Source organism: Kitasatospora sp. NPDC048545, assembly GCF_040651155.1.
GTDB lineage: Bacteria > Actinomycetota > Actinomycetes > Streptomycetales > Streptomycetaceae > Kitasatospora.
In genome coordinates, this window is the sequence record NZ_JBEZIQ010000079.1 from 13,976 (window position 1) to 39,083 (window position 25,108).

General features: G+C 69.5%; 24 protein-coding genes and 3 pseudogenes. 12 read left to right on the plus strand and 15 right to left on the minus strand.

Translation table 11 applies throughout. The annotated features are described in order from the left end of the window. Nucleotides 1-4 precede the first annotated feature (4 nt). From AB0D10_RS41755 to AB0D10_RS41770, 4 genes and pseudogenes are all read right to left on the minus strand, one after another. A complete protein-coding gene (locus AB0D10_RS41755; RefSeq protein ID WP_360266847.1) occupies nucleotides 5-1,039 on the minus strand; it encodes a TniB family NTP-binding protein in 1,035 nt (344 codons plus the stop codon). 163 nt (nucleotides 1,040-1,202) lie between these two features. Continuing rightward, nucleotides 1,203-2,021: a hypothetical protein gene (locus AB0D10_RS41760; RefSeq protein WP_360266909.1), complete on the minus strand. Its 819-nt coding sequence runs from the start codon at nucleotides 2,019-2,021 to the stop codon at nucleotides 1,203-1,205. Between the two features lie 67 nt (nucleotides 2,022-2,088). After that, nucleotides 2,089-2,442 carry a hypothetical protein gene (locus AB0D10_RS41765; RefSeq protein ID WP_360266912.1) on the minus strand — a complete coding sequence of 118 codons (354 nt, stop codon included), beginning with the start codon at nucleotides 2,440-2,442 and terminating at the stop codon, nucleotides 2,089-2,091. Between the two features lie 71 nt (nucleotides 2,443-2,513). Continuing rightward, nucleotides 2,514-2,735: pseudogene (locus tag AB0D10_RS41770) on the minus strand (transposase family protein); the annotation flags it as partial. A gap of 240 nt (nucleotides 2,736-2,975) precedes the next feature. Between AB0D10_RS41770 and AB0D10_RS41775 the strand changes: the two are divergent. Next, nucleotides 2,976-3,458: a hypothetical protein gene (locus tag AB0D10_RS41775; RefSeq protein WP_360266850.1), complete on the plus strand. Its 483-nt coding sequence runs from the start codon at nucleotides 2,976-2,978 to the stop codon at nucleotides 3,456-3,458. A 262-nt stretch (nucleotides 3,459-3,720) separates the two neighbouring features. Here AB0D10_RS41775 and AB0D10_RS41780 read toward each other — a convergent pair whose 3' ends face one another. Together AB0D10_RS41780 and AB0D10_RS41785 are read right to left on the minus strand one after the other, a co-directional pair. After that, complete coding sequence (locus tag AB0D10_RS41780) at nucleotides 3,721-4,989, minus strand: IS701 family transposase (RefSeq protein ID WP_360266907.1); 1,269 nt, start codon at nucleotides 4,987-4,989, stop codon at nucleotides 3,721-3,723. 126 nt (nucleotides 4,990-5,115) lie between these two features. Continuing rightward, nucleotides 5,116-5,493, minus strand: a complete 378-nt coding sequence (locus tag AB0D10_RS41785) for a VOC family protein (protein ID WP_360266853.1) — start codon at nucleotides 5,491-5,493, stop codon at nucleotides 5,116-5,118. A gap of 96 nt (nucleotides 5,494-5,589) precedes the next feature. Between AB0D10_RS41785 and AB0D10_RS41790 the strand changes: the two genes are divergently transcribed. Next, a complete protein-coding gene (locus AB0D10_RS41790; protein ID WP_360266856.1) occupies nucleotides 5,590-6,930 on the plus strand; it encodes an IS630 family transposase in 1,341 nt (446 codons plus the stop codon). Nucleotides 6,931-7,128: 198 nt separating this feature from the next. Here the strand turns inward: AB0D10_RS41790 and AB0D10_RS41795 are convergent, their stop codons facing one another. Continuing rightward, complete coding sequence (locus tag AB0D10_RS41795; protein WP_360266859.1) at nucleotides 7,129-7,386, minus strand: hypothetical protein; 258 nt, start codon at nucleotides 7,384-7,386, stop codon at nucleotides 7,129-7,131. Continuing rightward, nucleotides 7,379-7,588, minus strand: coding sequence for a hypothetical protein (locus tag AB0D10_RS41800; protein ID WP_360266862.1), 210 nt, complete (start codon nucleotides 7,586-7,588; stop codon nucleotides 7,379-7,381). Before AB0D10_RS41800 ends, AB0D10_RS41795 begins: the two co-directional genes overlap by 8 nt. 659 nt (nucleotides 7,589-8,247) lie before the next feature. Here AB0D10_RS41800 and AB0D10_RS41805 point away from each other — a divergent pair. Beyond that, entirely contained in the window at nucleotides 8,248-8,538 is a 291-nt protein-coding gene (locus AB0D10_RS41805; RefSeq protein WP_360266865.1) for a hypothetical protein, read from the plus strand. A 163-nt stretch (nucleotides 8,539-8,701) separates the two neighbouring features. Here AB0D10_RS41805 and AB0D10_RS41810 read toward each other — a convergent pair whose 3' ends face one another. Next, nucleotides 8,702-9,853 (minus strand): citrate synthase/methylcitrate synthase, encoded by a 1,152-nt coding sequence (locus AB0D10_RS41810; RefSeq protein ID WP_360266868.1) that lies wholly within the window; start codon nucleotides 9,851-9,853, stop codon nucleotides 8,702-8,704. Nucleotides 9,854-10,017: 164 nt separating this feature from the next. On the opposite strand from AB0D10_RS41810, the gene AB0D10_RS41815 reads away from it, so the two are divergent. After that, the gene (locus tag AB0D10_RS41815; protein ID WP_360266871.1) at nucleotides 10,018-11,307 is read left to right on the plus strand and encodes a citrate synthase; all 1,290 of its coding nucleotides are present in this window, start codon (nucleotides 10,018-10,020) and stop codon (nucleotides 11,305-11,307) included. Between the two features lie 142 nt (nucleotides 11,308-11,449). Here AB0D10_RS41815 and AB0D10_RS41820 read toward each other — a convergent pair. Beyond that, a pseudogene (locus AB0D10_RS41820) lies at nucleotides 11,450-11,680 on the minus strand (SpoIIE family protein phosphatase); the annotation flags it as partial. Here AB0D10_RS41820 and AB0D10_RS41825 point away from each other — a divergent pair. From AB0D10_RS41825 to AB0D10_RS41845, 5 genes are all read left to right on the plus strand, one after another. After that, nucleotides 11,579-12,121 carry a hypothetical protein gene (locus tag AB0D10_RS41825; protein WP_360266875.1) on the plus strand — a complete coding sequence of 181 codons (543 nt, stop codon included), beginning with the start codon at nucleotides 11,579-11,581 and terminating at the stop codon, nucleotides 12,119-12,121. The pseudogene AB0D10_RS41820 and the gene AB0D10_RS41825 overlap by 102 nt on opposite strands. 86 nt (nucleotides 12,122-12,207) lie before the next feature. Beyond that, a complete protein-coding gene (locus AB0D10_RS41830) occupies nucleotides 12,208-12,537 on the plus strand; it encodes a WXG100 family type VII secretion target (RefSeq protein WP_360266878.1) in 330 nt (109 codons plus the stop codon). Nucleotides 12,538-12,567: 30 nt separating this feature from the next. After that, nucleotides 12,568-14,085: a hypothetical protein gene (locus AB0D10_RS41835; protein WP_360266881.1), complete on the plus strand. Its 1,518-nt coding sequence runs from the start codon at nucleotides 12,568-12,570 to the stop codon at nucleotides 14,083-14,085. After that, the gene (locus AB0D10_RS41840) at nucleotides 14,069-14,362 is read left to right on the plus strand and encodes a hypothetical protein (RefSeq protein WP_360266884.1); all 294 of its coding nucleotides are present in this window, start codon (nucleotides 14,069-14,071) and stop codon (nucleotides 14,360-14,362) included. The genes AB0D10_RS41835 and AB0D10_RS41840 overlap by 17 nt, the downstream gene beginning before the upstream one ends. A 539-nt stretch (nucleotides 14,363-14,901) precedes the next feature. Continuing rightward, nucleotides 14,902-15,444, plus strand: a complete 543-nt coding sequence (locus AB0D10_RS41845) for a hypothetical protein (RefSeq protein ID WP_360266887.1) — start codon at nucleotides 14,902-14,904, stop codon at nucleotides 15,442-15,444. Here AB0D10_RS41845 and AB0D10_RS41850 read toward each other — a convergent pair. Continuing rightward, a complete protein-coding gene (locus AB0D10_RS41850) occupies nucleotides 15,401-16,255 on the minus strand; it encodes an IS5 family transposase (RefSeq protein ID WP_360266890.1) in 855 nt (284 codons plus the stop codon). The genes AB0D10_RS41845 and AB0D10_RS41850 overlap by 44 nt on opposite strands. Before the next feature lie 345 nt (nucleotides 16,256-16,600). Between AB0D10_RS41850 and AB0D10_RS41855 the strand changes: the two genes are divergently transcribed. After that, on the plus strand, nucleotides 16,601-18,016 hold the full coding sequence (locus tag AB0D10_RS41855) for an NF041680 family putative transposase (RefSeq protein ID WP_360266893.1): 1,416 nt from the start codon (nucleotides 16,601-16,603) through the stop codon (nucleotides 18,014-18,016). A gap of 242 nt (nucleotides 18,017-18,258) precedes the next feature. Here AB0D10_RS41855 and AB0D10_RS41860 read toward each other — a convergent pair whose 3' ends face one another. Next, entirely contained in the window at nucleotides 18,259-19,395 is a 1,137-nt protein-coding gene (locus AB0D10_RS41860; protein WP_360266895.1) for an FUSC family protein, read from the minus strand. Nucleotides 19,396-20,293: 898 nt separating this feature from the next. On the opposite strand from AB0D10_RS41860, the gene AB0D10_RS41865 reads away from it, so the two are divergent. Continuing rightward, nucleotides 20,294-20,869: a hypothetical protein gene (locus AB0D10_RS41865; RefSeq protein WP_360266898.1), complete on the plus strand. Its 576-nt coding sequence runs from the start codon at nucleotides 20,294-20,296 to the stop codon at nucleotides 20,867-20,869. A gap of 316 nt (nucleotides 20,870-21,185) precedes the next feature. On the opposite strand, the gene AB0D10_RS41870 is transcribed toward AB0D10_RS41865, so the two are convergent. Continuing rightward, nucleotides 21,186-21,851 carry an SMI1/KNR4 family protein gene (locus AB0D10_RS41870; protein ID WP_360266901.1) on the minus strand — a complete coding sequence of 222 codons (666 nt, stop codon included), beginning with the start codon at nucleotides 21,849-21,851 and terminating at the stop codon, nucleotides 21,186-21,188. Nucleotides 21,852-21,952: 101 nt separating this feature from the next. Here AB0D10_RS41870 and AB0D10_RS41875 point away from each other — a divergent pair. Then, nucleotides 21,953-22,522: pseudogene (locus AB0D10_RS41875) on the plus strand (IS701 family transposase); the annotation flags it as partial. A 557-nt stretch (nucleotides 22,523-23,079) separates the two neighbouring features. Here the strand turns inward: AB0D10_RS41875 and AB0D10_RS41880 are convergent. Next, complete coding sequence (locus tag AB0D10_RS41880) at nucleotides 23,080-23,316, minus strand: hypothetical protein (protein ID WP_360266915.1); 237 nt, start codon at nucleotides 23,314-23,316, stop codon at nucleotides 23,080-23,082. Nucleotides 23,317-23,667: 351 nt separating this feature from the next. Next, on the minus strand, nucleotides 23,668-23,979 hold the full coding sequence (locus AB0D10_RS41885; protein ID WP_360266904.1) for a hypothetical protein: 312 nt from the start codon (nucleotides 23,977-23,979) through the stop codon (nucleotides 23,668-23,670). Nucleotides 23,980-25,108 lie beyond the last annotated feature (1,129 nt).

Here is a 25,108-nt window from a genome sequence, read left to right on the forward strand (position 1 = left end):
CATGTCAACCTGCCGAACCGGCCGCCGAGGCGGGGCCGTGGTCGTCGAAGACGGTGTTGCGACCGCGGCGCCGGCGAGCAGGTGTCCGCCCAGCGGTGGCCGGCGGTGTGGGGGCGACCTCTTCCGGGGCCAGCTGCGGGTCGTCGCGGCGGATCACGATCTCGTCCAACGTGGCTTCGTCGAGCACTTCGCGGCCGCTGTCCATGGCTTCCTGGCAGCCGTCCTCGATGAGACGGCCAAGGAGCCCGACGACGCAGTTCGTGCGGCGCATCAGATACTCCGGCATCGTGCCCTCGGTCAGCATGCCCGGCTTGGCGTTCAGCAGCCGCAGGTGGACCTCGATGCCGCGCAGGTGCTGCAGGAACGCGCTGATCTGCTCGCTGGTGGTGTAGCGGAAACGGTCCATCTCGACCAGCTCGAAGCGGTGCTCGGTCTGGGTGGGCTCCAGGCCGTTGACGCGGGTGGACTCCAGCGAGGGCAGCACCCACTGCTGCTGCCTCGCGCTCCACTTCGCCTCGCGCAGCAACCCGGTGCCGGGGATGTTCACCCCGGTCAGGATCAAGGTGACGCCCAGGCTCATGAACGCGCGGATCAGGTCGAGCACGTCCTGGTCGTCGGCGCGGTGCATCCGTAGCCGGCTGATGTCGTCCAGCACCAGCGCGCGGACCCCGTGGTCCCGCAGCGTGTCGGCGACCAGCTGGACCAGGCGGGGCAGCGTCGCCGAGGCGCGCATGTCGGCCCGGAAGAACTGCAGGATCGCCTGGCAGGTGCTCTTCGGGGTGGCGGTGACCGGGGTGGAGACATAGACGACCGGCGCGTGAAGGTCGGCGGTGCCGAGAACGGCGGCCGGGTTGAGGAAGTCGTGCAGCTGCAGCCAGGAGTCCTCGAACGCCGCGCAGACCGCGCTGACCGTGGCGGTCTTGCCGTAGTGGCCGTCACCTTCGCCGCCATCGGGGTCTGCTGCAGCGGCATGTTCACGTTCGTCAGCCGGCGGAACATGTCGTAGTCGAACCGGCGGTCGGCGGGCAGCACCGCCCACTGCTTCGGGGTCACTCGCGGCGGTGGCAGCAACTGGCCGCGGGTGCGCCGGTAGTGCTGCCAGACCTCGAAGGTGTCGCGGTGCAGCGTGGGCCGCAGCACGAGCTCGGCGAGCCGTTCCCGCGGCGGCCACTGGTCCTGCGGACCGCCTGATCCGGATGCCGTCACGTGTTCTCCAGGGGTTCGTCGTCGTCCCGATCGACCAGGGCGTGGGCGGGAAGGAGGAACAGGTTGCCGCGCAAGGACTCCTCCAGCAGCGGCGGCGCCGTCAGCGCGGCCGGTTCCGCGCTCTCGCGCCGGCGGCGGCGATCGGCGTCGACCGCGGCCAGGACGGTCCTGGCGTGCCGCTCCCACGGCTGCGGCATCGCCGCAGGCCCCGGGACGGCGTCGGGCTTCGGCCGGTCGGCGGCCGCCACCTGGGCGCGCGTGTGCTCGCGCGAGCGGACGGCCCGGTCCTTCTTCCCGGCCTGGCTCGGCCAGGCCGCGACCGGAGTGACCGAGCCCAGCAGCCCCAGCAGGACCGGCAGCAGCTCGGCGTCCGGGCGCGGCGCCAGCCCGGCCCGCCGGACCTCCTCGAGCAGGTCGGCCGCGGTCTTGTCGGAGAACGCGGGGACCTCACCCTCGGGCGGCAGCCCGTTCCACCGCAGCGTGTGCCAGACCTGGTGGTCGTCGGGGTCCTGGAAGAACACCGTGCGTCGGTCGCGCCGGTCGCTGGAGACGACCCACTTGCCCGCGTGCAGACCGCCGCGCTGCGACGGCAGCAGGTAACGCGGCTCGTCGAGGACCGGAGCGTGATACCAAAGCCCGAGGATCTTCACCCCCCGACGCGGGTGGATCTTGACGTAGTGCCGGCGAAGCAGCCGGTAGTAGAGCTCCGGCTCGGGAATCCGAAGCGAGAAGTCGCCCTGCTGCATCGCCGCCGCGAACAGCGAGTTCGGGCTGTGCCGCTCACCCGGCCCCCAGGCCGGGGCGTACTCGCCCAATTCCCTGGCTTGCCACACCTTTTTACCGACCGTGGGAGCTCGTAGCTCTGCTCTGACCTGCGGCGACTCATAGCGTACATGTCCGTGACGACACGGTGTGCAGCGCGTCGCTGGTGACGACCATCCCGGCGAGGTCGGCGACGCTGTCCAGCAGCGGCTGGAAGCGGCTGGTCTCTCCGTTCTTCTCACCGACGTCGAGCTGGGCCAGGACCAATCCAGTGGTGTGCTCCACCGCGGCGAGCAGATGGATCTTCCGCCCGCGGGCCTTCGCCGCGCCGCGCAGGCTCTTGCCGTCCACGGACAGTCCGCGCAGTCCGGAGCCCTCGGGCCGGCGGTCGGCCAGCCACCCACCCACCGCCTGGTCCAGGGCGTCGCCGTCGATACGCGCGAGCAGCCGACGGACCGTCGCCTCGGCCGGCACCAGCCGCCTGGGCAGTACCGATCGGGGCGCACTCCGAGCCGCTCCAGCACCTGCGGCGGGACGTCCGCGATCCACTCACCGACCGCCAGCAGCGAGGTCGCCCCGGCCAGCACCGCGCACGCTGTCAGGGCGAGGACCACGGCCAGCGCGTGCCGCACTCCACGCGGATCACGGGGGTCCGGCACCTGGGCCAGCCGCTCCAGCAGACCAGGCACCTCCCCAGCAGCCGCCTCGGGCTGCTCGCGGAGCTGGTCAAGGGCAGTCGGAATCGGGGATGATGCGTCGGCAGGCACGGTCTTCCACTCGGGTCACGGGGCGTAGAGAACTCCATGATCTTGGAAGCCGTGCCTGCCTTCCTTACGCACGCCGCTTCGCGCCCGCGTACGATCACCAGCCGTCGCCGATGAAGTGAGGCTGGATCGATGCCCCGTACCCCAACGCCGATACACCTGACCGCTGTCACCCTGGCCTTGACCGCTCTGCTGGCTTGCGCAGCCTGCGCTGGACAGACCAATGTCGTGCCGTCCGCTCCCGTGCCGACGAGTGCCGCCGCGTCCGCCGTCGCCGCAAGCCCTCCGCCGAGCTCGGGCCGACCGGACCAGCAGCAGCTGGACACGGCCGCGGACGCGGTCTCACGCCTCGGCGGCTCCTACCAGGATGTCTTCACGGGCCTGATGGTGGACGTTCCGGACGGTCGCGTCATCGTCTACCGGAAGCCGGGCGGTGGCGGCTTCGACGCCGCCCTCGCCCACCTGGGTCTGGGCGTGCGCGTGGACCTGCGCGACGCGCCGCGCTCGATCAACGAGCTGGCCGCCACCCGCAACCGGGTCGCGGCACTGATAGGGCACACGAGCGACTACAGCATCGTCATGGTGGGCGACGGATCGGAGGTGAGCTTCACCCGCGGCGTGGTGGAGGTCGGCGTCAGCGGAAATCTGGCCAGCGCCCAGGCAGACCTGCGCGGCCGCTTCGGCGACCGGGTCACTGTCTCAGTCGCCCAACCGCTCTACGGCTGACCGGACTCTCCGCCCCGCGTTCGGCTGTCAGAGCTGCACTCCTCGGCCCTCTGGTGATCACAAACCGGACGCCATCCGACTACGCCGAAGCCCTGGGGTCCCGGTTCGTGGTTTTTGAATTCGGGCGGAATTCACGCTGTGGAGTTTCTCCCGGGGCGCGTTGAGGGGATTTCTCCGGATGGTTCTTTGTTCATCAATGGAGCCATGAGGTCAGGGCCGGCGGTGAGCAGCGCTGGGCGTGGCTGTTCATCGGGTTGTCGGCCTAGTACTCCAGCCGTGGATCGTGATCTTCATGGCTGGAGGTCGCTTGCTGTCGGTAATGACACTGGCGGGCGCGGGCTTGGTGCCGGCGTCGCCAGTGTGACCAGCGCAGTCGGTGCGCGAGGTCGTGGACTGGGCTGATCAGGGCCGCGAACAGGTGCTGGATTTCGTTACCGGTCAGGGGGATCAGGCCGTCGGGGGCGGGCCGGTCGCGGCGTTCGGTGGCTGCGGTGACGGCGAGGAAGGCGTGGGCGAGCATGGCGAGGGTGACCCAGCGGTGCCACGAGGTCCAGCGGCGAACCTGGTGCTCGTCCAGGCCGGTCAGGCCCTTGCCAGCCTGGAACGTCTCCTCCACCGTCCAGCGCCGCCCGGCCACCCGCACCAGCTCGGACACCGGCACCGGGCGGGGTGAGAAGCAGCGGTAGAAGGCGAGTTCACCGGTGCGGCGGTTGCGGCGCACAAGAAGGCACCACTGGCCGAGCTGATCGCTGGGGCCGTGGATGTCGATCTGTGCCCAGTCGTAGTACCGCTCGCCCTTCGCACCTGCTCCGGCCGACAGCCGCTGCCAGGCCCGCTTCGGGATCCGCGCGGCCAGGGCCCGTGCCTGGAACTTCCCCGCATGCGTGACTACGGGGTGGGTGCTGGAGACGGCCAGGACGTAGCCGGTGCGGCGGTGTTCGAGAGCGGTCCGCAGGTGGGGGTTGTCGCCGTAGACCTCGTCTCCCGCGACCCAGCGGGCGGGTGTTCCCGCCTCCAGGGCCCGGACGACCATCCGGGCGGCGAGTTGAGGCTTGGTGGCGAAGACCAGGCCGTCGGGGATGCCCGCGCTGCGGCAGCGGTCCGGGTTGTCGGTCCATGAGCGTGACACGTACAGGGCGCGGTCGATCGCGGCGTGTCCGCGGGCGGCGGAGTAGACGAGGTAGACGGCGACCTGGGCGTTCTCGATGCGGCCGGCCGTGCCGGTGTACTGGCGCTGGACGCCGACGGTCGCCGTGCCCTTCTTCAGGTCGCCGGTCTCGTCGACCACGAGCACCGCCTCGGTGTCGTGCAGGTGCTCGACCACGGAGGCGCGTATGTCGTCGCGGACCGCGTCGGCGTCCCATTTCGCGCGGTGGAGTAGGTGTTGCATGCCGTCCGGGGTTGCGTTGCCCGCGTGCTCGGCCAGAGTCCAGCAGTTCTTCCGGGGCAGGTCCGACAGCAATCCGAGCACCAACGCCGTTGCGCGGCGACGCGGTTCGACCCGCGTGAACCGGCCGCCGATACGGTCCATCAGCTGGTCGAACATCGACCGCCACCGGGCAGGTACTACGCTGTCGCACGCGGCCATCGCCTGATCTTCGTTTGTCCACACAACTCACGATGATCAGCGGTGGCCGCACCCGTTCGATGTCTCCGGTCAGTCCCGGACCAGGCAGAACGGGTGTCCTGCGGGGTCAGCGAATATGCGCCAACTCCGCTTTCCGTCGCCATCGTCGAGCAGCGTGGCGCCCCGCTTGAGCACGCCTTCCTGGGCCTGGTCCAGGTCCTCGACCCCGAGGTCGAGGTGGAATTGCTGGGGGCGGGCGGAGTCCAGCCATTGCGGCGGCTGATGGTTCTCCACGCGCTGGAAGGCCAGCACGAACCCAGCATCAGTATGGAGAGTCGCCCAGCCTTCGCCGAGCGACCACCGAGGATCCGGCTGGTTCACCACGCCGCCGAGAAGCGACTGGTAGAACCGGGACAGCTCAGCAACATCGGCACAGTCCAACACGACACACTGCAGCTTCGCGATCATGCCGGGCAGCATCTCACAAGGCCTGATCACGATCTACGGCTGGAGTACTAGTGTCCTACGCCAAAAGTAGCGAGCTTAGATCTGTAGACTGTTTTCATGTCGCACAGAGGCCCCCGCGCGGTCGAGATCGCCCTCTCGGATGAGGAGCGCATCGAGTTGTCACGTTGGGCGGGTGGTGCGGTGCGGTCCCGCCTGGCCGAGCGCGCACGGATCATCCTGGCCTGTGCGGACGGATCATCAAACACCCAGATCGCGGCCGACTTGGGCATCACCACAGCCACGGCGGGTAAGTGGCGCTCCCGGTTCGCCGCTCAGCGGATGGCCGGTCTGGCCGACGAGCCGCGGCCGGGCCGGAGCAAGCCGGATCTGGTGCTCACTGAGGCCGAGCGCGCTCAGTTGACGCGCTGGGCCAGGCGGGCGAAGACCGCGCAGTTCCTGGCGCTGCGCGCGAAGATCGTGCTGCGGTGCGCGGAGGGCGGGGCGAACAAGCAGGTCGCCGCCGAACTCGGCATCGCCCAGGCGACGGTGAACCGTTGGCGCTCCCGGTTCATCGCCGACGGGCTGGACGGGCTGGCCGATGAGCCCCGCCCGGGCCGGCCACCGTCGATTCTGCTCGATCAGGTCGAGGAGGTCGTCGTGGCGACCCTGGAGTCGACGCCGGGCGAGGACACGCACTGGTCGCGGGCCTCCATGGCCAAGCGCACCGGGCTCAGCAAGTCCACCATCGGGCGGATCTGGAAGAAGTTCGACCTCAAGCCACACCTGCAGGACTCCTTCAAGCTGTCCACCGATCCGCTGTTCGTGGAGAAGGTCGTCGACGTCGTCGGGCTGTACCACAACCCGCCCGAGAAGGCGGTGGTTCTCTGCGTCGACGAGAAGAGCCAGATCCAGGCGCTGGACCGGTCGCAGCCGGTGCTTCCGATGATGCCGGGCATGCCTGAGCGGCGCACCCACGACTACCTGCGGCACGGGATTACGAGTCTGTTCGCCGCGTTCAACATCGCCGACGGCACCGTCATCGGCGAACTCCACCGCCGCCACCGGGCCATCGAGTTCAAGAAGTTCCTGGCCACGACAGACAAGGCCGTGCCGCGCGAGCTCGACGTCCACGTGGTGTGCGACAACTACGCCACCCACAACACCCCCGAGATCAAAACGTGGTTGGCCAGGCACCCGCGCTTCCATGTCCACTTCACCCCGACCGGCTCGTCCTGGCACAACCAAGTCGAGCGCTGGTTCGGCCTGTTGACCGACAAGCTCATCCGGCGCGGCGTCCACACCTCCGTGAAAGCCCTGGAGGACGACATCAAGGCGTGGATCGCCGTCTGGAACGAGAACCCACGGCCCTTCACTTGGACGAAGACCGCCGACGAGATCCTCAAGTCACTCGCCGACTATCTCGCCAAGATCAACCCACCCAGCACCGAAACGAGTTAGGCACTTACAAGCGCCATTTCTGGCGCAGGACACTAGCGACACATGTCGAGCGGGCAGAGCGGTCCAGGACGGCGGGCGTGACCGCCAGGGACCGCGGACATGACGGACGGATAGGCGCCGAGCGTGCAGCGGGAACGGTCCGGGCCCGGCCGCTCGGGGGTTCGCGGCCGGGCCCGGAGTCTTGGAGACAGGAGAGACTCAGTCGACCTCGACATAGGCGACCAGGACGATCGTGCCGAGCACGGTGGAGACGTAGGCGATCCGAACGCCGTCCTTGGCGTAGTCCCGGACAGGGCTGTCGGGCCGCATCTGGATGCCGGCGGTCTTCGGGTTCAGCGCGATGGTGTTCAGGTGTGGGTCGAGGCAGGCGAGAGCGGCGTCGTCCATCTCGGCGATCTGCCGCTCGGCAACCTCGTGGAAGAGGATGGTGGCGCGGCGCGGCGGGCGGTCAGGCAACGCGCTGCCCGTCGGTGACCGGGGTGTCCTCGGCAAGGCCGCGTTCGGCCTTGATGTCGTCCCAGGTTCGGCACCTGTTGAGGTCGACACCGCGGTCGGCCACATCGAGCAGGACGTAGGCCAGGGTCGGGTCCTCCAGCGCCGCGTCGCGGGCGGTGGCGCGCAGCCCTTCGGCCTCGTCGGGGTCGAACACCATCCGCATCGCGTCCTCCTGATTTGTTCTCTGGTTCCCAGAGTAGGCCGTTCTTGCCGTTTCCCGTGGGGGTGTTAAGGGTCTGGATGGTGCCGGGGATGTGCGGCCGGACGTCCGGGTGCGGAGAGATTTCGGTGCGACGGTGGCGCTCGCGGCGCAGCGTGTTCCGGAGGTGTCCTGGCGGTGGCGCTCGGCGCGTACTGATAGGGGCGCCGCGTCCGGGCCTTCCCGTTCGGGGCGCGGTGCGGATGGCTTGGTCCCGGGAGGTTGGTGGAATCGGTGTCGTCGTGGTGCGGGGCCGAGGATGATGGATGCCGGTCAAGGTGCGGTCTGGGGGCGGTGGATGACGCAGGAGGAGCAGGACGGGCGGGCAGGCACATCCGGGCGGCGGCACTTTCTGCCGGTGGCCGGTCCCGGCGGCCTGGTGGCTGGCTCTGACGCTCCGTCCGGGGAGCCTGGTGGGTTTCACACCCGCAGCCGGGTCGAGGGCGGCACCGTGAACGGGAACCTGATCCAGGCCGCGGTCGTGCACCTGCATTCCCGGCCCGTGCCGGAGGGGGACGTCGAGGCCACCGGGGCGCGCGGCCGCCCTGGGAAGGCGATCGGGCAGTGGGACCCGCTCGATCTGGAGGTGCATCCGGCCGGGACCGGCCGCGCCGGCGCGGAGAATGGTGGCCGCGCGGGTGCTGCCGGGCTATGTCGCCCGCGGACATGACCGGGAGCTGGGCACGGCGGTGGCCGAGGCTGCCGGGGGCCGCAGCGGGATGCTCGTGCTGGTGGGTTCGTCGTCGACCGGAAAGACAAGGGCGTGCTGGGAGGCCGTCCAGCCTCTCGCCGGGCACGGCTGGACGCAGTGGCACCCCTTCGACCCCACGCGGGCCGAAGCCGCACTCGCTGACCTCGAACGCGTCGTCCTGCGCAGGCCGTGGCAGAGGGAGACGGTCTCCGTGGCCGCGTGACCGCGTGACCGTTCTGACCGCGTGACCGTGTGACCGTGTGACCGTGTGACCGTGTGACCGTGTGAGGGACGCCAGCGGGTCGGAGGCCGGGCGCGGACCGATCCGCACCGGCCTCCGCGCCGTCCGGGCACAGGCCTCACAGACCGAATGCCCCCTGCACCGTTCAGGCCGTCGGCAGTGGTTGCGGGGCCGTGGGGCCGGTGTAGCGGGCGGCCGGGCGGATGATCTTGGGGTCGGCGGCCTGCTCCAGGATGTTGGCGCTCCAGCCGATCGCCCGGGCCGCGGCGAACGTGGGGGTGAACATCTCCCTCGGCAGGCCGCAGAGGTGCATCACCACGCCAGCGTAGAACTCGACGTTGGTGTGCAGTTCGCGGCCCGGCTTCAGCTCGGCCAGGATCGCCTCGACCCGGGCCTCCACCTGGACGGCGAGGTCGACCAGCTCGCCGCCGAAGGACTCCGCGACGCCGCGCAGCATGCGGGAGCGGGGGTCCTCGGTGCGGTAGACGGCGTGGCCGAAGCCCATGATTCGGTCGCCGGCCAGGACGTGCTCGCGGATCCAGCCGTCGATCCGCTCCGGGGTGCCGATCGCGTCCAGGGTGTCCAGCGCCCGGCTGGGCGCGCCGCCGTGCAGTGGCCCGGAGAGCGCGCCGAGACCGCCGACCAGGCAGGCGACGAGGTCGGCGCCGGTGGAGGCGATCACCCGGGCGGTGAAGGTGGAGGCGTTGAAGCCGTGGTCCACCGTGGAGATCAGGTACTGCTCGATCGCCCGGGCCTTGGCAGGCTCGGGCTCCTCGCCGGTCAGCATGTAGAGGTAGTTGGCCGCGTAGCCGAGGTCGTCGCGCGGTTCTATCGGCTGCTGGCCCTGCTGCAGCCGGTGGAGCGCGGTCAGGACGGTGGGCACCAGCGCGGTGGCGAACAGCGCGTCCTCGATCCTCAGCTCGGGTGGGGTGTCGTAGAGCGGACGGACGCCGCGGTCGGCGGCGGCGACCGAGAGCGCGGCGCCCAGGGCGGCGAGCGGGCCGCCGTGCGCGGGGCCCGCGGCCAGCGCGGGCAGGAGCGGGCGCAGCGCGTCGGGCAGGCGGCGCAGCGGGGTGGTGCGGGCGAGGAAGGCGGCGCGGCCGGGCGCGGCCGGCAGCTCGCCGAGAAGCATCAGGTGCCAGACGTCCTCCAGGGTGCGCTGCTCGGCGAGGTCGATCGCCGAGTACTGGCGGTAGCGGTAGAAGCCCTCCAGTCCGCGGACGTCGCCGAGTTCGGTCTCGGTGACCACGACGCCCTTGAGGCCGCGGGGGACCTCGATCTCGGTGGTGCTCGGCATGGCAGTGGCCTTTCTCGTGGATCTCTCCGGCTGCGGCTGCGTGCTTCCGGCGACGTTCTTCACTCTCCGATCATTGATCCATGTTGTCAATGTTGATTAAAATCAATGTGTAATACTGAGGGTCATCAAGACGCGGAGGCGTCACAGGAGGATGAGGGCGGACGATGGCCGAACGCTTGACCACCCAGCAGGTCGCCGAGCAGCTCGGTGTGAAGGTGGAGACGGTGTACGCCTACGCCAGCCGCGGGCAGCTCAGCAGCGAGCGGGCTCCGGGGGGCAAGGGCAGCACCTTCGACGCCCGGGAGGTCGCCGAGCTGGCCGCCCGCGGTCGTCGCACCCCGGTACGACCGGCGGCGGGCGAGCCGTCGGGCGGTGGACCGGGGTGGGCGAGCGAACCGGTCAGGGTTCGGACCGGGCTGACCCTGATCGAGGACGGTCGGCTCTACTACCGCGGCCGCGACGCCGTCGAACTGTCCGCCCGGTACGGCTTCGAGGCCGCGATCGGCTGGCTCTGGGGGCTGGGCACCGAAGCCCCGGTGGAGCTGCGGGTACCGCCGGCCACCGCCAAGGCGCTGGCCCGTGCCGCCGCCACGCTGCCCGACGGGACCAGGCTGCCCGACCGGCTCCGGATCTCGGCCGCCGTCGCCGCCGCGCTCGACCCGCTGCGCTTCGACCTGCGCGAGCAGACCGTCCGGGCCGCCGGCGCGGCCCTGATCGCCGGGATGGTGGAGGCGCTGCCGCGCACCGCGCCCGACCCCGGGCCCGACGCCCCGCTGGCCGGGCGGTTGTGGAGCCGGCTGGCCACCGTCGCTCCCGCGCCGGAGGCGCTGGCCTGCCTGGACCGGGCCCTGGTGCTGCTGATCGACCACGAGCTGGCGGTCTCCACCGTGGCAGCGCGGTTGGCGGCCTCGGCGCGGGCGCATCCGTACGCGGTGGTCTCCGCCGGGCTCGGCGCCACCGACGGCCCGCTGCACGGCGCGGCCAGTCCGCTGGCGCACCGGATGCTCGCCGAGGTGCTGGCCGACGGCGCCGTGCCGGTGGTCTCCGACTACTTGCGCACCGGCCGACCGATCCCGGGGCTCGGCCACCGGCTCTATCCGGACGGCGACCCCCGAGCGGTCGCGCTGCTCGACGCGGTCCGTCAACTCGACGGTGGCGCAGCCGTGGTGGCGGCGGTCGCCGAGGTGGAGGCAGCCGCGGGCCCGGCCGGGCGGCCGGCGCAGCGGGCCAACATCGACCTGGCACTGGCCGCCATGGCGCTGACCGCCGGGATGCCGGCGGAGGCCGGCGAGGTGGTCTTCGCCGTGGCCCGCACCCCGGGCTGGCTGGCCCACGCGATGGAGGAGTACCGCGAGGAGCCCCTACGGATGCGGGCCCGGGCCACCTACACCGGGCCGCGCCCACAAGGCAACGAGGCGGATCCGTCCTCCGGCGCGGACCGCCCCGGGCCTTGACCGGCTGCCGCCCGCCTGCACCGCCGGCTGTCGGCGCCCGGAGACGCAGGTGGCGGCCACCGGGACAGGCCGAACACGAACCCTCGTGGTCGGTGCGGTGCAGCTCGGGCTTCACACCGAGCGGCGGACCCGCGTCGGTGGGCAGGTAGAGCGCCCGGCCGCCGGGGGTGGCCACCAGCGGCGGCAGGTGACCGGCACTGGCCCAGCGCAGCAGCCGCCCGCCGGGGTGAGGTTCGAGGCGGGCGACGGTGACGGTGGCCATCGGAGCGCCGTGCAGCTCGTGCAGGACCTCGTCCAGGCGGCGCAGGATGCGGCTGGGCGGCTCCTGCTCGTCGTAGGCGATCACGCGCAGCATGTTGCTGATCTGGCTCATCAGCGCGGCTGCTTCGATGCTGTGGCCCATCACGTCGCCGATCATCAGGCACGGGACGCGGTCGGGCAGGTGGATGAGGTCGTACCAGTCGCCGCCGATCCTGGGCGCCTGCGTGGACGGCTGGTAGCGGGCGTGCAGCTCCAGGCCCTCGATGGCGGGCATCGGCGGAAGCAGGCGGCGCTGGAAGTCCTCCGTCGCGCGGCGCAGCTGGCCGTAGAGCCGGGCGTTCTCGATGGCGACGCCGGCCGCGCCGGCCAGGGCGGTGACGATGTCCTGGTCGACGTCGGTGAAGGAGGTGCCGTCGGTCTTGTCGGCGAGGTAGAGGTTGCCGTAGTGGCGGCGAGTTCAGCTCGGTCTGAACCTAACACGCCCCCCGCAAGCGGTCCGGGCCTGCGGGTGTCTCCGCGTCCCTGCCAGTCGGCGGTGCCGTCGCGAACGTGACTGACGTCACGCATCACAACTGAAACCCCGCCAGTTCGTTGCTCAGTCTGACCACCAGAATGGCCGACGGACAGTGCGGGGGCACCATGACGGATGACGGGGCGAAAGCGGGCGGGCCGGAGTTCAAGATCCGGCCGGGGGAGCTGAAGGACGCCGCGCCGACCTTCGAGAACCAGAGCAAGGCCCTGAAGACAGCGCTGGACACGCTCAGGCGCAGCCTTGCCGAGGCCGGAAGTCCGTGGGGCGGTGACAAGCAGGGCAACGAGTTCGCGGCGGCCTACAACGGTCCGCACGACAAGGTGCTCTCCGCGCTGGACGTCCTGGTCCAGGGGCTCGGCAGCATCGGCGAGGGGTTGCACACCCATGCCGACAACCATGCCGGAGCCGACAACCACGCGAAGAGCAACCTGTCGTGATCCGCTCCGTCCCCGGCGGAGGGCCGGTCTGTGGGTGAGTCCACGGTCGCGAAGGCCGTCCAGAAGGTCACCGGCATGTGGTGGCCCGATGCTGATCCCGACAAGCTGCGCAAGGTTGCCGACGCGTGGGAGGCGATGGCGACCGCCATCGACAACGTCACCGCCCCGACCAACCAGGCCTCGGCCTCCATCGTGGCCAACAACCACGGCCCCGCGATCGACGCCTTCGGCGCGTTCTGGGGCCGGTACTACGGCGGCAAGGACAGTGCGGGCAAGGGCAAGGGTTGGCTGCCCGACACCGCGGAGGCGTGCCGCAGCCTGGCCAAGGCGCTGCGCGACTTCGCTCACGAGGTCGACAAGGCGATCAAGAAGCTGGAGGAGGAGGCCGCAATCGTCGGCGGCACGCTGGCCGTCGGTACCGCCCTGGCCTTCGTCACTTTCAGCATCTCGGCGGACGTCGCCGCCGTCACCGCCGCGGGCATCGTCGCCACGGCCGCATCAGTCGGCGTCGCGGTCTCCGAGGTCGTCGCCACCATCGCCGCCACCGTTTTGGTGGGAGCGGTCTTCGGTGCGGTCGAGGCCATCACCGTGGACCTCGCCGTCGCCCAGCCGATCCGGGTCGAGTTCTTCGACGACGGCGGCTACAGCCTCACCGAGGCCGTCGACTCCGCCGAGACCGGCGAGATCATGGGTGCGGCCGGCGGCGGCCTCGGCGCCGGCGGACGCGTCGTCGTCAACGCCGCCGAACGTGCGGAGAGCGCCTCGGTCGTGCTCGCCGGCCTCGCCAAGGTTGCCAACGCCGCCGACACCCTTCCCGGCCGCATGGTCACCGGCGCTGGCCTCAGCGTCGGCTACGACGCCGAGTTCAAGACCGGCCCGGTCATGCCCCTCGACGTCGTCGTCGGCGCGGCCGGCGGTGCGGCAGGACCACGCGGACGTCCCGGCGACAACGCTCCACGCGGCCCGAGGCATGCCAAACCTGCCGAGCTGCCGATGCCCGGGAAGTTGCCGCTTGAGTACGTTGAAGACCACCCGAGTGTCGCGAAGGTCAAAACTGAGCTGGCACGCGTGCCGCCCGAGATCTTCAGAAAGGTCTGGGACCATCTGAAAGAGGTGCCGGGTGGGGGGGTCAGCATCGGCCCCAGGCCCATCACGCAGCTCCCGGGTGGCTACCATCTCGCCGGCGTGAACCCGGTAGGAGGCACTTCGCCGGCAGAATTCATACCTGGTATGTACGTGCCCGGCCAGCGTAGACTCCTGGTCAATTCCATTGCCGAGACGCCCAGTAGTGTTGCGGTCCATGAGTTCGGGCACGCGGTCGATGACGTCTACGGCAATCTGAGTCGCCAGCCGGAGTGGCTGCATGTGCGACAGCAGGTCCTGGAGCGGATCGGCGACAATCCGCGTTTGGATGCGTACACCCGCCAGCCGCACGAGTACTTCGCCGAGGCGTTCAACCACTGGACTGCCGGGACACTTGACAAGTTCACGTATGGCGACCGCGAGGCGGCGCAGATTCTGGAGGAGTACTTTGAGCGAGCATTCTGATTCTGAGAGCTACCACGTCACCGGTAATCCGATGCTCGACGCCAATGGCGTCACGATCTGGCAGCGGTACGGCGGGAAGGCCCCGGAGGGATTCTTCTACGACGGGTGGCACAAGTTCGAGCCGGGGGACCCTCGCTACGACGAACTGCTTCCTGCAGCACGGCAGAATCCGCAGGATGTCGAGGAGGGGGAGAGCAAGGCCCCGATCCACCCCGAGACCATGGCCATGCTGGACGAGATGCAGCGCAAGACACGGGAGCGGAACGCGGGTCAGTAGCAGGACCGCCGGCGCGCGGAGCCCTGGTGACGGACCCGGGCTCTTCGCGGGAGCCATGCCGCGGGCCCGAACCGTCCCCACAAACGGTCCGGGCCCGCAGACGTCTTTCCGTCCGTCCCCTTACGAGCCCGCGGTGGCGGCCTCCAGCGTCGTCGCCATCACCGGGCTGGTGAAGGTGTTCGTCGCGTCGCCCGTGGACTCGTGGTACGAGCCCCACTTCAAGGGATGCGTCGACGGCAGCCACTGCCGCGGCGAATTCGAGGAGGACCGACTCCAGGAAGTGCTGCGCCGCGAGCGGGTCGACGCCGCCCTTGCCACCGGGCCAGCCGGTGCCGTGCCTGCCGTTCACCCTTGTACGCAGTGCATCGACTGCTCGGCCTGCTCCTGCTACGACGGGGCGCCCGGTCTGTGCCAGACCTGCCGGTTAGTGGTTGTTGTCTTTCCGGGCTTGATGGCTGTGTTTCAGCTGGTCAGACATAGGGTCGGCGGTCCCGTGGCAGTGGTGACGTGTCGTGCCGTCGCTGTGGTGGAGGTCGGGGATGCCGTCGGTCGTGGGGCTGCTGGAACAGCGGGAGCTCACCGCTCGCCGCCGTGTGGACGAACTGCGTGAGGAAGCCGACCGCATCCAGGCGGAGCTGGCCGTAGCCGAGCAGGAGTGGAACGAGTGGGTCATCGCCCGCTCTCGCGTCGGCGAGGTGCTGGCCCCGGACGGCGCCGTCGTCGACCCCGATACCTCCGAGGGTCTGCCGGCCCCCGGTGGACAACCGCTGCGACCTGAACCGACGGCCGCGGCGAAGCCAAAGTCCGTGGTGCCCGTGTGGCATGCGGGACTGGCCTGGTCGGCGCTGTCGGTGGACTACCAGCGCGTCCTGCAGGCCCTTGCGGACCGGAACCGGCTTGGGCAGGGTCCGCTGACGTGCCAGGAGATGGCCGTCCGCTTCGGCCTGGACCCCGTGCCGGGGAAGGTGGAAGCACTGCGCTCGAAGGCGAAGCGGCTGACAGCGCGCGGCTGGCTGGTCGAGTCGTCGCCCGGCCGGTTCACGCTCGCGAAGGGCGTGACCGGGCAAGGCGGCGGGTCATGAGGAGCGTCATCGACCAGTGGACCATCGTCTCGGCACTGCTGGTGGATCGCTCGAAGTCGCGCACCAGGCGGCGGCTTTGCATCAAGTGGGCGAAGAACCGCTCGACGATCCAACGCTTGGGCAGGACGACGAAGCCGCGCATGTCGTCGCTGCGTTTGACGATCGCGAGGACCAGGGCAAGGCCGGTGAGGCAGTACTCGACGAGGCTGCCGGTGTAGCCGCCGTCGGCCCAGACCAGGGCCAGCAGGTGGTGTACGGCGGCGACCCGGGTGACCAGGACCTGGGCGGCGGCACGGTCGCGGGCATCCGCGGCGGTGACCATCACCGCGAGCAGCAGGCCGAGGGTGTCGACCACGACGTGCCGCTTGCGGCCGTTGATCAGCTTGCCGCCGTCGAAGCCGCGGCTGTCGGATCCGGCGACCGCGTCCGCCTTGACCGACTGGGAGTCGATCACGCCCGCGCTCGGCTCAGGATCCCGCCCGGCCTTCTCGCGAACCCGGCGGCGGAGCCGGTCGTGGAACTCGCGGACCAGCCCGTGGTCGCACCAGCGGCGGAAGAACGCGTAGACCCGGTCCCACGGCGGGAAGTCGGCCGGCATGGCCCGCCACTTCGTGCCGTTGTCGACGAGGTAGCGGATCGCGTCCGGCATCGCCCGGTGGCAATAGGCCTCCGGCTGGCCTCCCCGACCCCGCAGCCAGCCCGGCACCGGCAGCAGCGACCGGACCACCGCCCACTCGGCGTCCGACAGGTCCGTCGGATAGCGGCGCTCGCGCACCCCGCGATCGCTGGCGTTCCCGAACCTGTGAGCCAAGCAGTCACACGCAAGAGTGACCGAAGTGGACCCCGCCTCTGCGATGCCGTAGAAATGCGACAACAGGGCCTCCTGGAAAGCTTGTTGGCGTAGACACCCTTCGAGCTACCAAGAGGCCCTGCTTTCATGCGCGGAAGCCGCCGCAGTCACCCGATCGAGACTCCCGTTCGACCGACAGCCCTCAAGATCGGAACGACAACAACCACTAAGCTTGTCGTTTTACCTTCGGTGATCGACTCGAGGTTGTTCGAGCTGGTCACCCACATGGGGATCTGCCGGACAAGGCGACGACCTCCGTCTCACGCTGTGTGATGTCGAGTCGCACAACAGAGCCGGAGGCCGTCGGTGTCGATTGTGGTCCCTGAAGCCGTTCACCAGCAGGCAATCTCTGAACTGTCCTCCTTTCGAATGGACTTGTATGCCGCGATGCCCCGCCGCGCGGACGCACTGTTCGAGCTGTCGGATGCCCTGCTATGCGCTGACGGTCCGGTCCGCGCCCTGGTCGAGCTGGCCCTGGCGCCCGAGCACCGGCGCTCGCACGCCTCCCTCTACGCCGCTTTGAACCGGGGAGACCTCGACGCCGACCGCCTGCGATGTGCGATCGCGGCCCGAAGCATGCCTCGCGGCCCGGGTGGACGGATCGTGCTCGCCGTCGACGTGTCTGCCTGGCTGCGGCCGGACGCCAACACCAGCGACGGCCGTTCCTTCTGCCACACCTACGGCCGGCGCGAGAATACCCACGAGATGGTGCCCGGATGGCCCTACTCCTTCGTCGCCGCCCTGGAGTCGGGCTCGACCTCGTGGACGGCCCTGCTGGACGCCACACGTCTGGAACCCGGCGCGGACACAGCGGCCGTCACCGCCGCCCAACTGCGTGAGGTCATGCGCGGCATCCTCAACGCCGGGCACTGGAAGACCGGCGACCCGCCGGTGCCGGTCGTGGCGGACGCGGGCTACGACGGCCCGCGCCTGGCCTACCTGCTGCGGGACCTGCCCGTCCAGATCGTGGTGCGGATGCGCTCCGACCGGGTCTTCTTCAACCCCGTGCCCGACGACTACCGAGTGGGCCCCAAAGGCGGCAAACCTCGCAGTCACGGAGCCCGGTTCGCACTGGCCGACCCCGCGACCTGGCGCGACCCCGACAGCGACAGCGAGCACACCACTCGCCGCTACGGCACCGCCCGCGTCCGCGTCTGGCACCGTCTGCACCCGCGCGTGTGGCGACGCTCCGCCTGGAGCGACCATCAGGTCCAACTCCCCACCATCGAGGGGACTTTGATCCGCCTTGACGTCGACCACCTGCCCTCCGGTGGCACCCCGAAGCCGGTCTGGCTGTGGTTCTCCGATCCCACACCCTCCGTCACGGACGCCGACACCGCCTGGCACGCGTTCCTGCGGCGCTTCGACCTGGAGCACACCTTCCACTTCCTCAAGCAGGCCCTGGGCTGGACCCGTCCCCGCCTACGCGAACCCGCCGCGGCCGACCGCTGGACCCACCTGGTCCTGGCCGCCCACACCCGGCTCCGCCTCGCCAGAGCCCTGTCCGCCGATCTTCGCCGACCCTGGGAGCGACCCCAGCCCGCTGAACGCCTCACCCCCGCCCGGGTCCGCCGAGGGTTCCGCAACATCCGCACGACCCTGCCATGCCCAGCCGCTGTTGCGAGACCCTCCCGACCCGGACCCGGGCGCCCACCTGGCCGGCCCAACCGCCACCGAGCCCCCACCTACGACGTCGGACTCGCCCTGGTCACCAACCAGTAGCGAACAGGTAGGCGAGAGTCCGAACGCGACAGAAGATGATCACTGGAGGTAAAACAACAAGCTAAGGAAACCGCACCAACCTGACCAGGAAAGACATCATCCCGATGACGCCGAAAACCGCACGAAACTGACGCACGACCAGCCACCACCGCTACCGAGCAACAGAAACACCTCCACACCCCAAGACAGAAAACCGCCACATCCGACGACAAATAAGCCAACCTTCACAAGTGCCAAGGCGGTCAGGCTGGTTGCGGGGGCGCTTTGGCATTGCGCTTGGCGAGCAGGCCCGCGAGCAGCATGACGAGCAGGCCGACTCCCACGCCGCACACGGTCCACAGCATCCGGTAGCCCTCGGCGGCGTAGTCGGAGGGTTGCGGGAGGTCCACCAGGATGAGTACTCCGGCGGCGATGGCCGCGCAGTAGAGCGCGTAGTTCCAGAAGCGGATGGCCGCGCCGTGCGTCAGCAGGATGAGCGCGACGACTTCGAGTCCGCGAGTGACTGCGAAGAGCCTGAGTCCGTGTTCGCCGGCGGGCAGGAGTAGCAGCAGTGCGGCTGCGGCAGCGCCGATCAGTGCGCCGGCGAGGCGCTGTGCGGCCACGAGCGTGGCCTGTTCCAGGCTGGGCTTCATCGCGACCATGGCCGCGATCGGCAGCCAGTAGCCGTGGGAGAGGTTCAGTCCGAAGGCGAGTGCGACGGTGCCGGCGATGGTCAGGGCGCGGATCAGCGCGAACATGATCAGCGGCCGGGTCATCTTCTTGCGTGTGGTGTCGCCGGGGAGTTCGGCGACCGGCTGGGGCCGGTCCTGGCGTCCGTGGATCAGCCATCCAATGAACGTCACCGCGATCCACAGGGCCGCCCCGCCGGTCCAGGCGAGGGTCTGGGCCCAGGTGTAGCTGGTGATGCGGGTGTAGTGGTGGAGGCTGGACGCGACGCCGAGGGTGACGATGAACCAGAGGTTGAGCAGCAGGGCGGTGACGAACCTGCGCACCCCGAACGTGGCCGCCAGGCCGGCCACCAGGGTGATCGCGAAGGCCGCGAGTATCAGCCAGCCCCAGGCGTCCGCGCCGATGCCGAACCCCAGCGCGGTCACCCCGGCGCCGATGAGCGCGAAGAGGGCGATGTGGGAGGCGCGGTTGGTGTAGCCGCCTCCCGGGTCGTCCAGCATCGCGAACAGCAGGCCGAAGAGTGCGCTGAGGAGGTACTGCTCGTGCCCGATCGCCCAGAAGACGATCAGCGGCACCAGTGCGACGTCCAGGAACATCACCGCTCGTGGCCAGTTCAGTCCCGCGGGGTTGAGCTCGAACACCTTCGACAGCCAGGCCGTGGCCTTCCCGCTGTGAACGGGCTGTCCTCCTGGTCTGCTCGCATGGGCCATGGGCCGTCCTCGCTTGCCGCCGGTTGTCGGGTGCGCCGTTCCCGGTCCGCATTCTCCGGTTCGACCGGGATGGTCGCGAAGCGACCCGCAGGGCCCCGGCTGATTGGCACCCGCCTGGTCGACTTCGTCACCAGGCCCCGTTCCAGACTCGCCGATCCCGTGTTTCGAGGCTGGTCCTGCAACTGAGTGGAGCAGGCCCTGGTCCAGGTCGACCTGTGCCAACCCGGTACGCGACAGCCGGGAAGGTTCACCGGGGTCCGGGCACGGCTTCGAGCTGCGGCCGTGGCGAGGCCATGCGGGGGCGCCTTCCTGCCGCGGAGTGTGTCATGGCCCTCCCGCTCCGGGGCGGGTGTTACGGCGACGCGCACAGTTACTCAGAGTAATCATGCCATCACCTGCAGTGGGGAATGGGCGACTTCTGACCGTGATACAGCCAGGGCGCCGCCGCGTGACAGCTGCGTCGCGACGCCGTGCACGTGTGCCGCGGGCCGCGGGCCGCGGGCACGGTCCCAGCTGATCACCGGTCCAGGTGATCAGCTGGGAGGACACACTATGGGGGAGACGGACAACACCCCGGGCGAGCCAGGAGACGAGCACGCGGCGCAGCCGCCGGGCGCGGCGGGGAGCGGGCGGCCGGGCGGGAAGGCCGCTGAGCGGGCGAGCGTGGGGCGGGCCCGGCGGGTGGCCGAGTGGGGCAAGGCGAAGTACTCCGGGTCCTGGGCCGAGTACCTGTGGCGTCAACTGAATGCGCTGGATTTCCTCAGCCAGGCGATTCAGCTGGCCGCCACGCTCCTGCTGTGCGCCGTCCCCTTCCTGCTCATCGCGTCCGCCCTGGCCGGGCGGTCTGCGGTGTCGGCCCTGGCGTTGCGACTGGGCCTGAACCAGCAGGCAGCCGACGATGTCGCACCACCTGCTCGCCCCCTCCTCAACCACCTCCGCGACCATCACCGGCCTGTCGTGGGTCTTCTTCATCATGGGCGGCCTCGCGACCGCCGGCTCGATCCAGCAGCTGTACCAACGGGTGTTCCAGCTGCCCAAGCACGCCTGGGACAGGCTGCGCGCGCTGGTGTGGCTGGCCCTGCTCGTGGGCTGGATCGCCCTGGGCACCGCGGCGGGGCGCGGGTTCCACGCCAGCCTGACGGTGCTGTGGTGGATCGTCAACGTTCCGGCGATCATGGCCTTCTGGTGGTTCACGATGTGGTTCCTGCTGGCCAGGAGGGTCGCCTGGCGCAGGCTGGTGCCGTGCGCGGTCGCCACCGGCGCATTCTGGATGGGCATGCTACTGGTCTTCCACTTCACCTTCTCCGGCATCGTCGTCGGCGATGACCAGAAGTACGGGCCGATCGGGGTGGTGTTCGCCCCCCACCGGTTTGGACCCCGAGCAGTCCGGACGCGGGCCCGGACATTCTCAGCGCTGGGACCTCAGAGGGGATCGGTGTGTGGGTCGCGCTCTCCCCGCAGCCGGACGGGATGATCACTCTCACGATGTCCGTCAGCGGCGTCGACGTTGCATACGCTCCGGAATACGCCCGCCCGCTGTCACCCCTGAGACCGGACACCGAGGACACCTACTGGTCACACTGAGCCGAACCGTCCCCACCGATGTGCGGGCGAGTTCGCGAGATCTGCCCCTCCGTCCACCTCCAGGCCCGTCGCGCCCTCCGGCGCCTCAAGGATTCGAGGAGTATTTCAAGAAGCGCGGAGTCGAACTCGGCAACTGCACTCGCCCATAAGAAACGTCATGCCAGCCGAGCGCGCCCGTTCTCCGGACTACATGGTCGCGCGGATCTTCACTTCCTAACCCAGGGCATCTCCGTCGACCCGGGCGCTGTAAGAAATCCATCGATACCCCACTCGGCGCCCCAGTTTTTGCCCGCCCAGTCATCCCCGGGCGACCAAAGAGGTCGGGCCGGCTGAGGCCCCCACACGTCAGGGTCCGCGCGTACCAGCAACTCGTCCTCGCTGGCGTAACCGCCGGTCAGCACGGTTGCCAGGAATTCCGCAAACCCACCGTTGAAGTGGTCGAGTCGGTCGTCGTAGAACACGACCACCGTCCACTGCTCAGGATCCGGGTCGGTTGTCAGCCAGCAGCATTGCTGGTGGTTACTGTTCCAGCCCCAGGGCAGCAAGCCACCCGGGTCTGGGAACACCGGGGTGGGTTCCTGCTGCTCCCACCACTGCTCCTCCCCTTCGACCTGATCACGGAAATCGATGTCGGCCTTGGAGCGCCATCCTGCCAGGCCGCCCGGCTCGCCCTTAAAAAACGACTTTTCCCTCGGCGTGTATACGCCCCACTCGCCGTTCAGGTTCACCCCGCCATACAGGTCGATGAATGCTCGGTAATCCGAGGGCAGTTGAACCCCCAAATCGGCGGGCGCCAGCTCCCATGGAACTTGTGCCGGGACATATGCCGGCTCTCCCATGATCGCCCGCAGTCGGCTCCACGCCTCGGTCATCGCCCACCCTCTTACCAGTCGTCGACCCACTGGATGCTGCACTCTAGATGACGGCTCTGACAGTCTGCCGCCCCAGTCGTACCCACAGTTCCGTTCGCCCCGTGCAGCGCCAGTACACCGGCACCGCCGGGCGGATCGAGAATGCACAGGTCGCCGTCTACCTCACCTACACCTCCCGGCACGGCCACGCCGCCATCGACCGGGCGCTCTACCTGCCCGCGTCCTGGATCAGCGATCCGCAACGCTGCCGGCAGGCCGCCGTCCCCGACGAGATCGGCCTCGCCACCAAGCCGCAGCTCGCCCGACAGATGATCGAGCGAGCCCTGGACGCGGGAGCACCGGCCGCGTGGGCGGCCGGAGACGAGGTCTACGGCGACAACCCCCACCTGCGTGCCGCCCTGGAGCGGCGGCAGCTCGGCTACGTGCCGGCGGTCTCCCGCACGCACCGCGTCCCGACCCCGGCAGGCCTCCAGCGCGCCGACCACCTGGCGAAGCGAATCCCACGCCCGGCCTGGCAGAAGCTGTCCGCAGGACGCGGCGCGAAGGGTCACCGCTGGTACGACTGGGCCCAACTCGCGACCACCTCCCCCGGCCTGGCCAGCCATCAGCACCCGCTGATCCGCCGCAATCGCCGCACCGGCCAACTCGCCTACTACCGCTGCTACTCGCCCCGCCCTGTGCCCGCGATCAGCGTGCCCTGGAGGCCGCGCAGGAAGGCCGCCGCGCCTTCCTGGCCGGCCTCCCGCCCTTCGGCGGGGACCTGGAGGCCGCGAAGGCGGGCCTGGACGAAGAACAGATCGCGGAGTCCAAGCGACTGGAGGAGGAAGAGCGTCAGGCCACCTGCACCGTGTGGACTGACGAGTACTGGGCCAAGCTCCCGGCCGAGGTCCCCGCGTCGAAGCCCGCTCCAAGCTCAAGCACCTGCCGCCAGCCGAAGGCGCGTAGGCGTCCGGCTCAGACTTCGGACTGCGGGACGAGCGGAGTGTTCTGCTCGCAGCCCTCGTGCACCCAGGCCGCCTCTCGGGGCTCGACATCATCCGGCTCGTCCAGCCTCCGCACGAAGCAGGCCTCCTCACCCACCGCGAGGACGCGCAAACGGCGGCCGGAACAACCTGCAATTCCTCACATCCCCGGCGAGTACTGTTCCCGCCCTGGGCGGAGGCTCTTTCAGAGCCGGGCGCCTCCGGCACTTCTCGGGGATACCTCTCGAACGCTACTCCCCTGGGCGTCAGCAGTGTCCGCTCATTTGTATATGGGTGTCTTCCTCGACCGCCTCGATCCCGACAATATCCCCATCCAGGTCTTCCTTTTCCTTTGCAAGTTTCGCAATTTTGGTCGGGTCGTCTGTGCTTCTGAGTTCGACTTCTACGACCGCGAGCCGCTGCCTATCAGCCTTAAGGTCCTTCTTACACTGCTCCAACGTGGCTCTCAGTGCTGCGCAGTCTATGGGGCTGGACATGGCCATAGCTGTTCCTTCTGCGTATGCTCTCCGTTGCGCGGCGCCCTTGCGCGTAACCCTGGGCGGCATCCGCGCCAAACTTGCACGTACCGGGAATCTGGGCCACGGGCTCCTCGCCCAGTGACGGTCCACCCATTCGATCGTGGCACTTCCTGGCTGCTGATGCATCCTGACGGCGACGGCGCTCCCTGGGTCGCCGGTCAGGGGCGTTCCAAAGTCCCGGTGATCATGTGAGTCTGCAGGCCACAGCGGCGCGAGGGGTGGTGGTGCCAGGCCCGCCACACAAGGCCCCCCGTGGCTCCCGGCACGGCCCGACGCCTGCCGCCCAACTCTTAACCTTCGACGGCGCCCTGGATGCTATTCGGGGCAGGGGCAGATCAGCGTGTGCGTGGATGTGGCGAACCCTAGTTTGACATGCACGTTGATCAAGGGGCAACGACAAGGGAAAGGGTCAACGCCTCCATCCCCATCTCCACCATCCCCGTCCCGGATGAGATAGGGGTCAATGACCAGACGGTTAACTTTGTAACCTTCACTCTCCAGAAGGTTCTTCATGAACTTCTCAGGGGATGCGCGAAACGCGTGCTTTTCCTCTTCGGTAAGGTCTATATGGGATACCTCGATGCTCTGGATCGACTCTGGCTGATCCCAGCGGGTGATCTTAGCCACGCCAACCACCTCCTATTACCCCCACGTGTTCATTGTGAGTCAACGCCCGCTGGCCGCAACCGCAATTCTGGGACCTCGGTCGCCTGTGGCCGCGCATTTGAGCCCTCGGGCCGTCGAGCTGCCAACACTGGCCCGTCATTTGACGATTCAATGGCGCCGAGCGCAGGAATAACAGCAAGAAGCTGCACCTGCCCGCGCCTTGGCGGACGTCGCCGAGGCCGCCCGTTCCTTCCGGGGGCCGCGCTCGACTGCGAACTCCTGGCTGTGCTGCCTGACGGCAGCCTGTCCTTCGGCCGCTTCCAGTCCCGCGCCGGCAAGGGCCCGAGGGGCGGAGAGGGCGCCCGGCGCCCGCCTTCGACAGCGTGCTCGCCGCCAGGTGGGCGCAGACGGGGCAACAGCGCACCCGGATGACCCTGTCGTGCTGATGGCGGGCCCGGACCGCGCGCGGGTACGGCCCTCGGTTGGCCCGCGTGGAGGGGCGTAGCGTCACAGCCCACCGCCTGCACAGCGGCGCCCCGCCGAAGAGGGGGGATCCCGGCGGGGCACTATCGGCCGAGAGGGGGTTCCCGCCCGTGTAGCAGAGTCTCCACCCCGAGCGTGATCGAAGTGGGCGGTTCGCTCATGTCCGTCCAGCGCGGCCCTCACCCGTGCCTGGCGGGCATCCTCGCGCGCGTTCGCAGTCGCGGTGAGCGCCGACCCGAGGTCCGCATCAGTGAAGTCGGCCGGGAGCCGGATCGGCCCGACCAACTCCAGCCCCGGCCACTCGTCGCGGTGCCAGCCGCAGCGCACCAGGCACGCCTAGCGGACCGTCCCGGCTTTGACGTGCCCGAGCGGGTACGGGAACTCCGGCTGTGGGATTAGTACTCCAGCCGGACTTCTCCATTTGTCCTGGTCACAGGGCCCTTTTGGAGTCTAGTGGGCTGACGCGCCGTCAGGGTAGAGATGGTTCGTGACTCACCCGATCGGGGTGCGTGCGGCGCTGGTAGTGGCAGTGGCGAGCGATGGCCTGGTGGCTTCGGCGCCAGCGGGACCAGTGAGTGACTCTGTCGGGGATCTTGAGATTCTCCGACGGAGAGGCAGGTTGATCGGGCAGGCTCGGCTTGTTTCGCAGGTCGTTCGTCTTCTCCGA

Bases quoted from the DNA above. Each gene is read 5' to 3' on its own strand.
- AB0D10_RS41780 (WP_360266907.1), bottom strand. From the start codon at position 4,989: ATGGACCGTATCGGCGGCCGGTTCACGCGGGTCGAACCGCGTCGCCGC.
- AB0D10_RS41785 (WP_360266853.1), bottom strand. From the start codon at position 5,493: ATGATCGCGAAGCTGCAGTGTGTCGTGTTGGACTGTGCCGATGTTGCT.
- AB0D10_RS41790 (WP_360266856.1), top strand. From the start codon at position 5,590: ATGTCGCACAGAGGCCCCCGCGCGGTCGAGATCGCCCTCTCGGATGAG.
- AB0D10_RS41800 (WP_360266862.1), bottom strand. From the start codon at position 7,588: ATGCGGATGGTGTTCGACCCCGACGAGGCCGAAGGGCTGCGCGCCACC.
- AB0D10_RS41805 (WP_360266865.1), top strand. From the start codon at position 8,248: ATGGTGGCCGCGCGGGTGCTGCCGGGCTATGTCGCCCGCGGACATGAC.
- AB0D10_RS41810 (WP_360266868.1), bottom strand. From the start codon at position 9,853: ATGCCGAGCACCACCGAGATCGAGGTCCCCCGCGGCCTCAAGGGCGTC.
- AB0D10_RS41815 (WP_360266871.1), top strand. From the start codon at position 10,018: ATGGCCGAACGCTTGACCACCCAGCAGGTCGCCGAGCAGCTCGGTGTG.
- AB0D10_RS41830 (WP_360266878.1), top strand. From the start codon at position 12,208: ATGACGGATGACGGGGCGAAAGCGGGCGGGCCGGAGTTCAAGATCCGG.
- AB0D10_RS41845 (WP_360266887.1), top strand. From the start codon at position 14,902: ATGCCGTCGGTCGTGGGGCTGCTGGAACAGCGGGAGCTCACCGCTCGC.
- AB0D10_RS41860 (WP_360266895.1), bottom strand. From the start codon at position 19,395: ATGGCCCATGCGAGCAGACCAGGAGGACAGCCCGTTCACAGCGGGAAG.
- AB0D10_RS41865 (WP_360266898.1), top strand. From the start codon at position 20,294: ATGTCGCACCACCTGCTCGCCCCCTCCTCAACCACCTCCGCGACCATC.
- AB0D10_RS41870 (WP_360266901.1), bottom strand. From the start codon at position 21,851: ATGACCGAGGCGTGGAGCCGACTGCGGGCGATCATGGGAGAGCCGGCA.
- AB0D10_RS41880 (WP_360266915.1), bottom strand. From the start codon at position 23,316: ATGGCCATGTCCAGCCCCATAGACTGCGCAGCACTGAGAGCCACGTTG.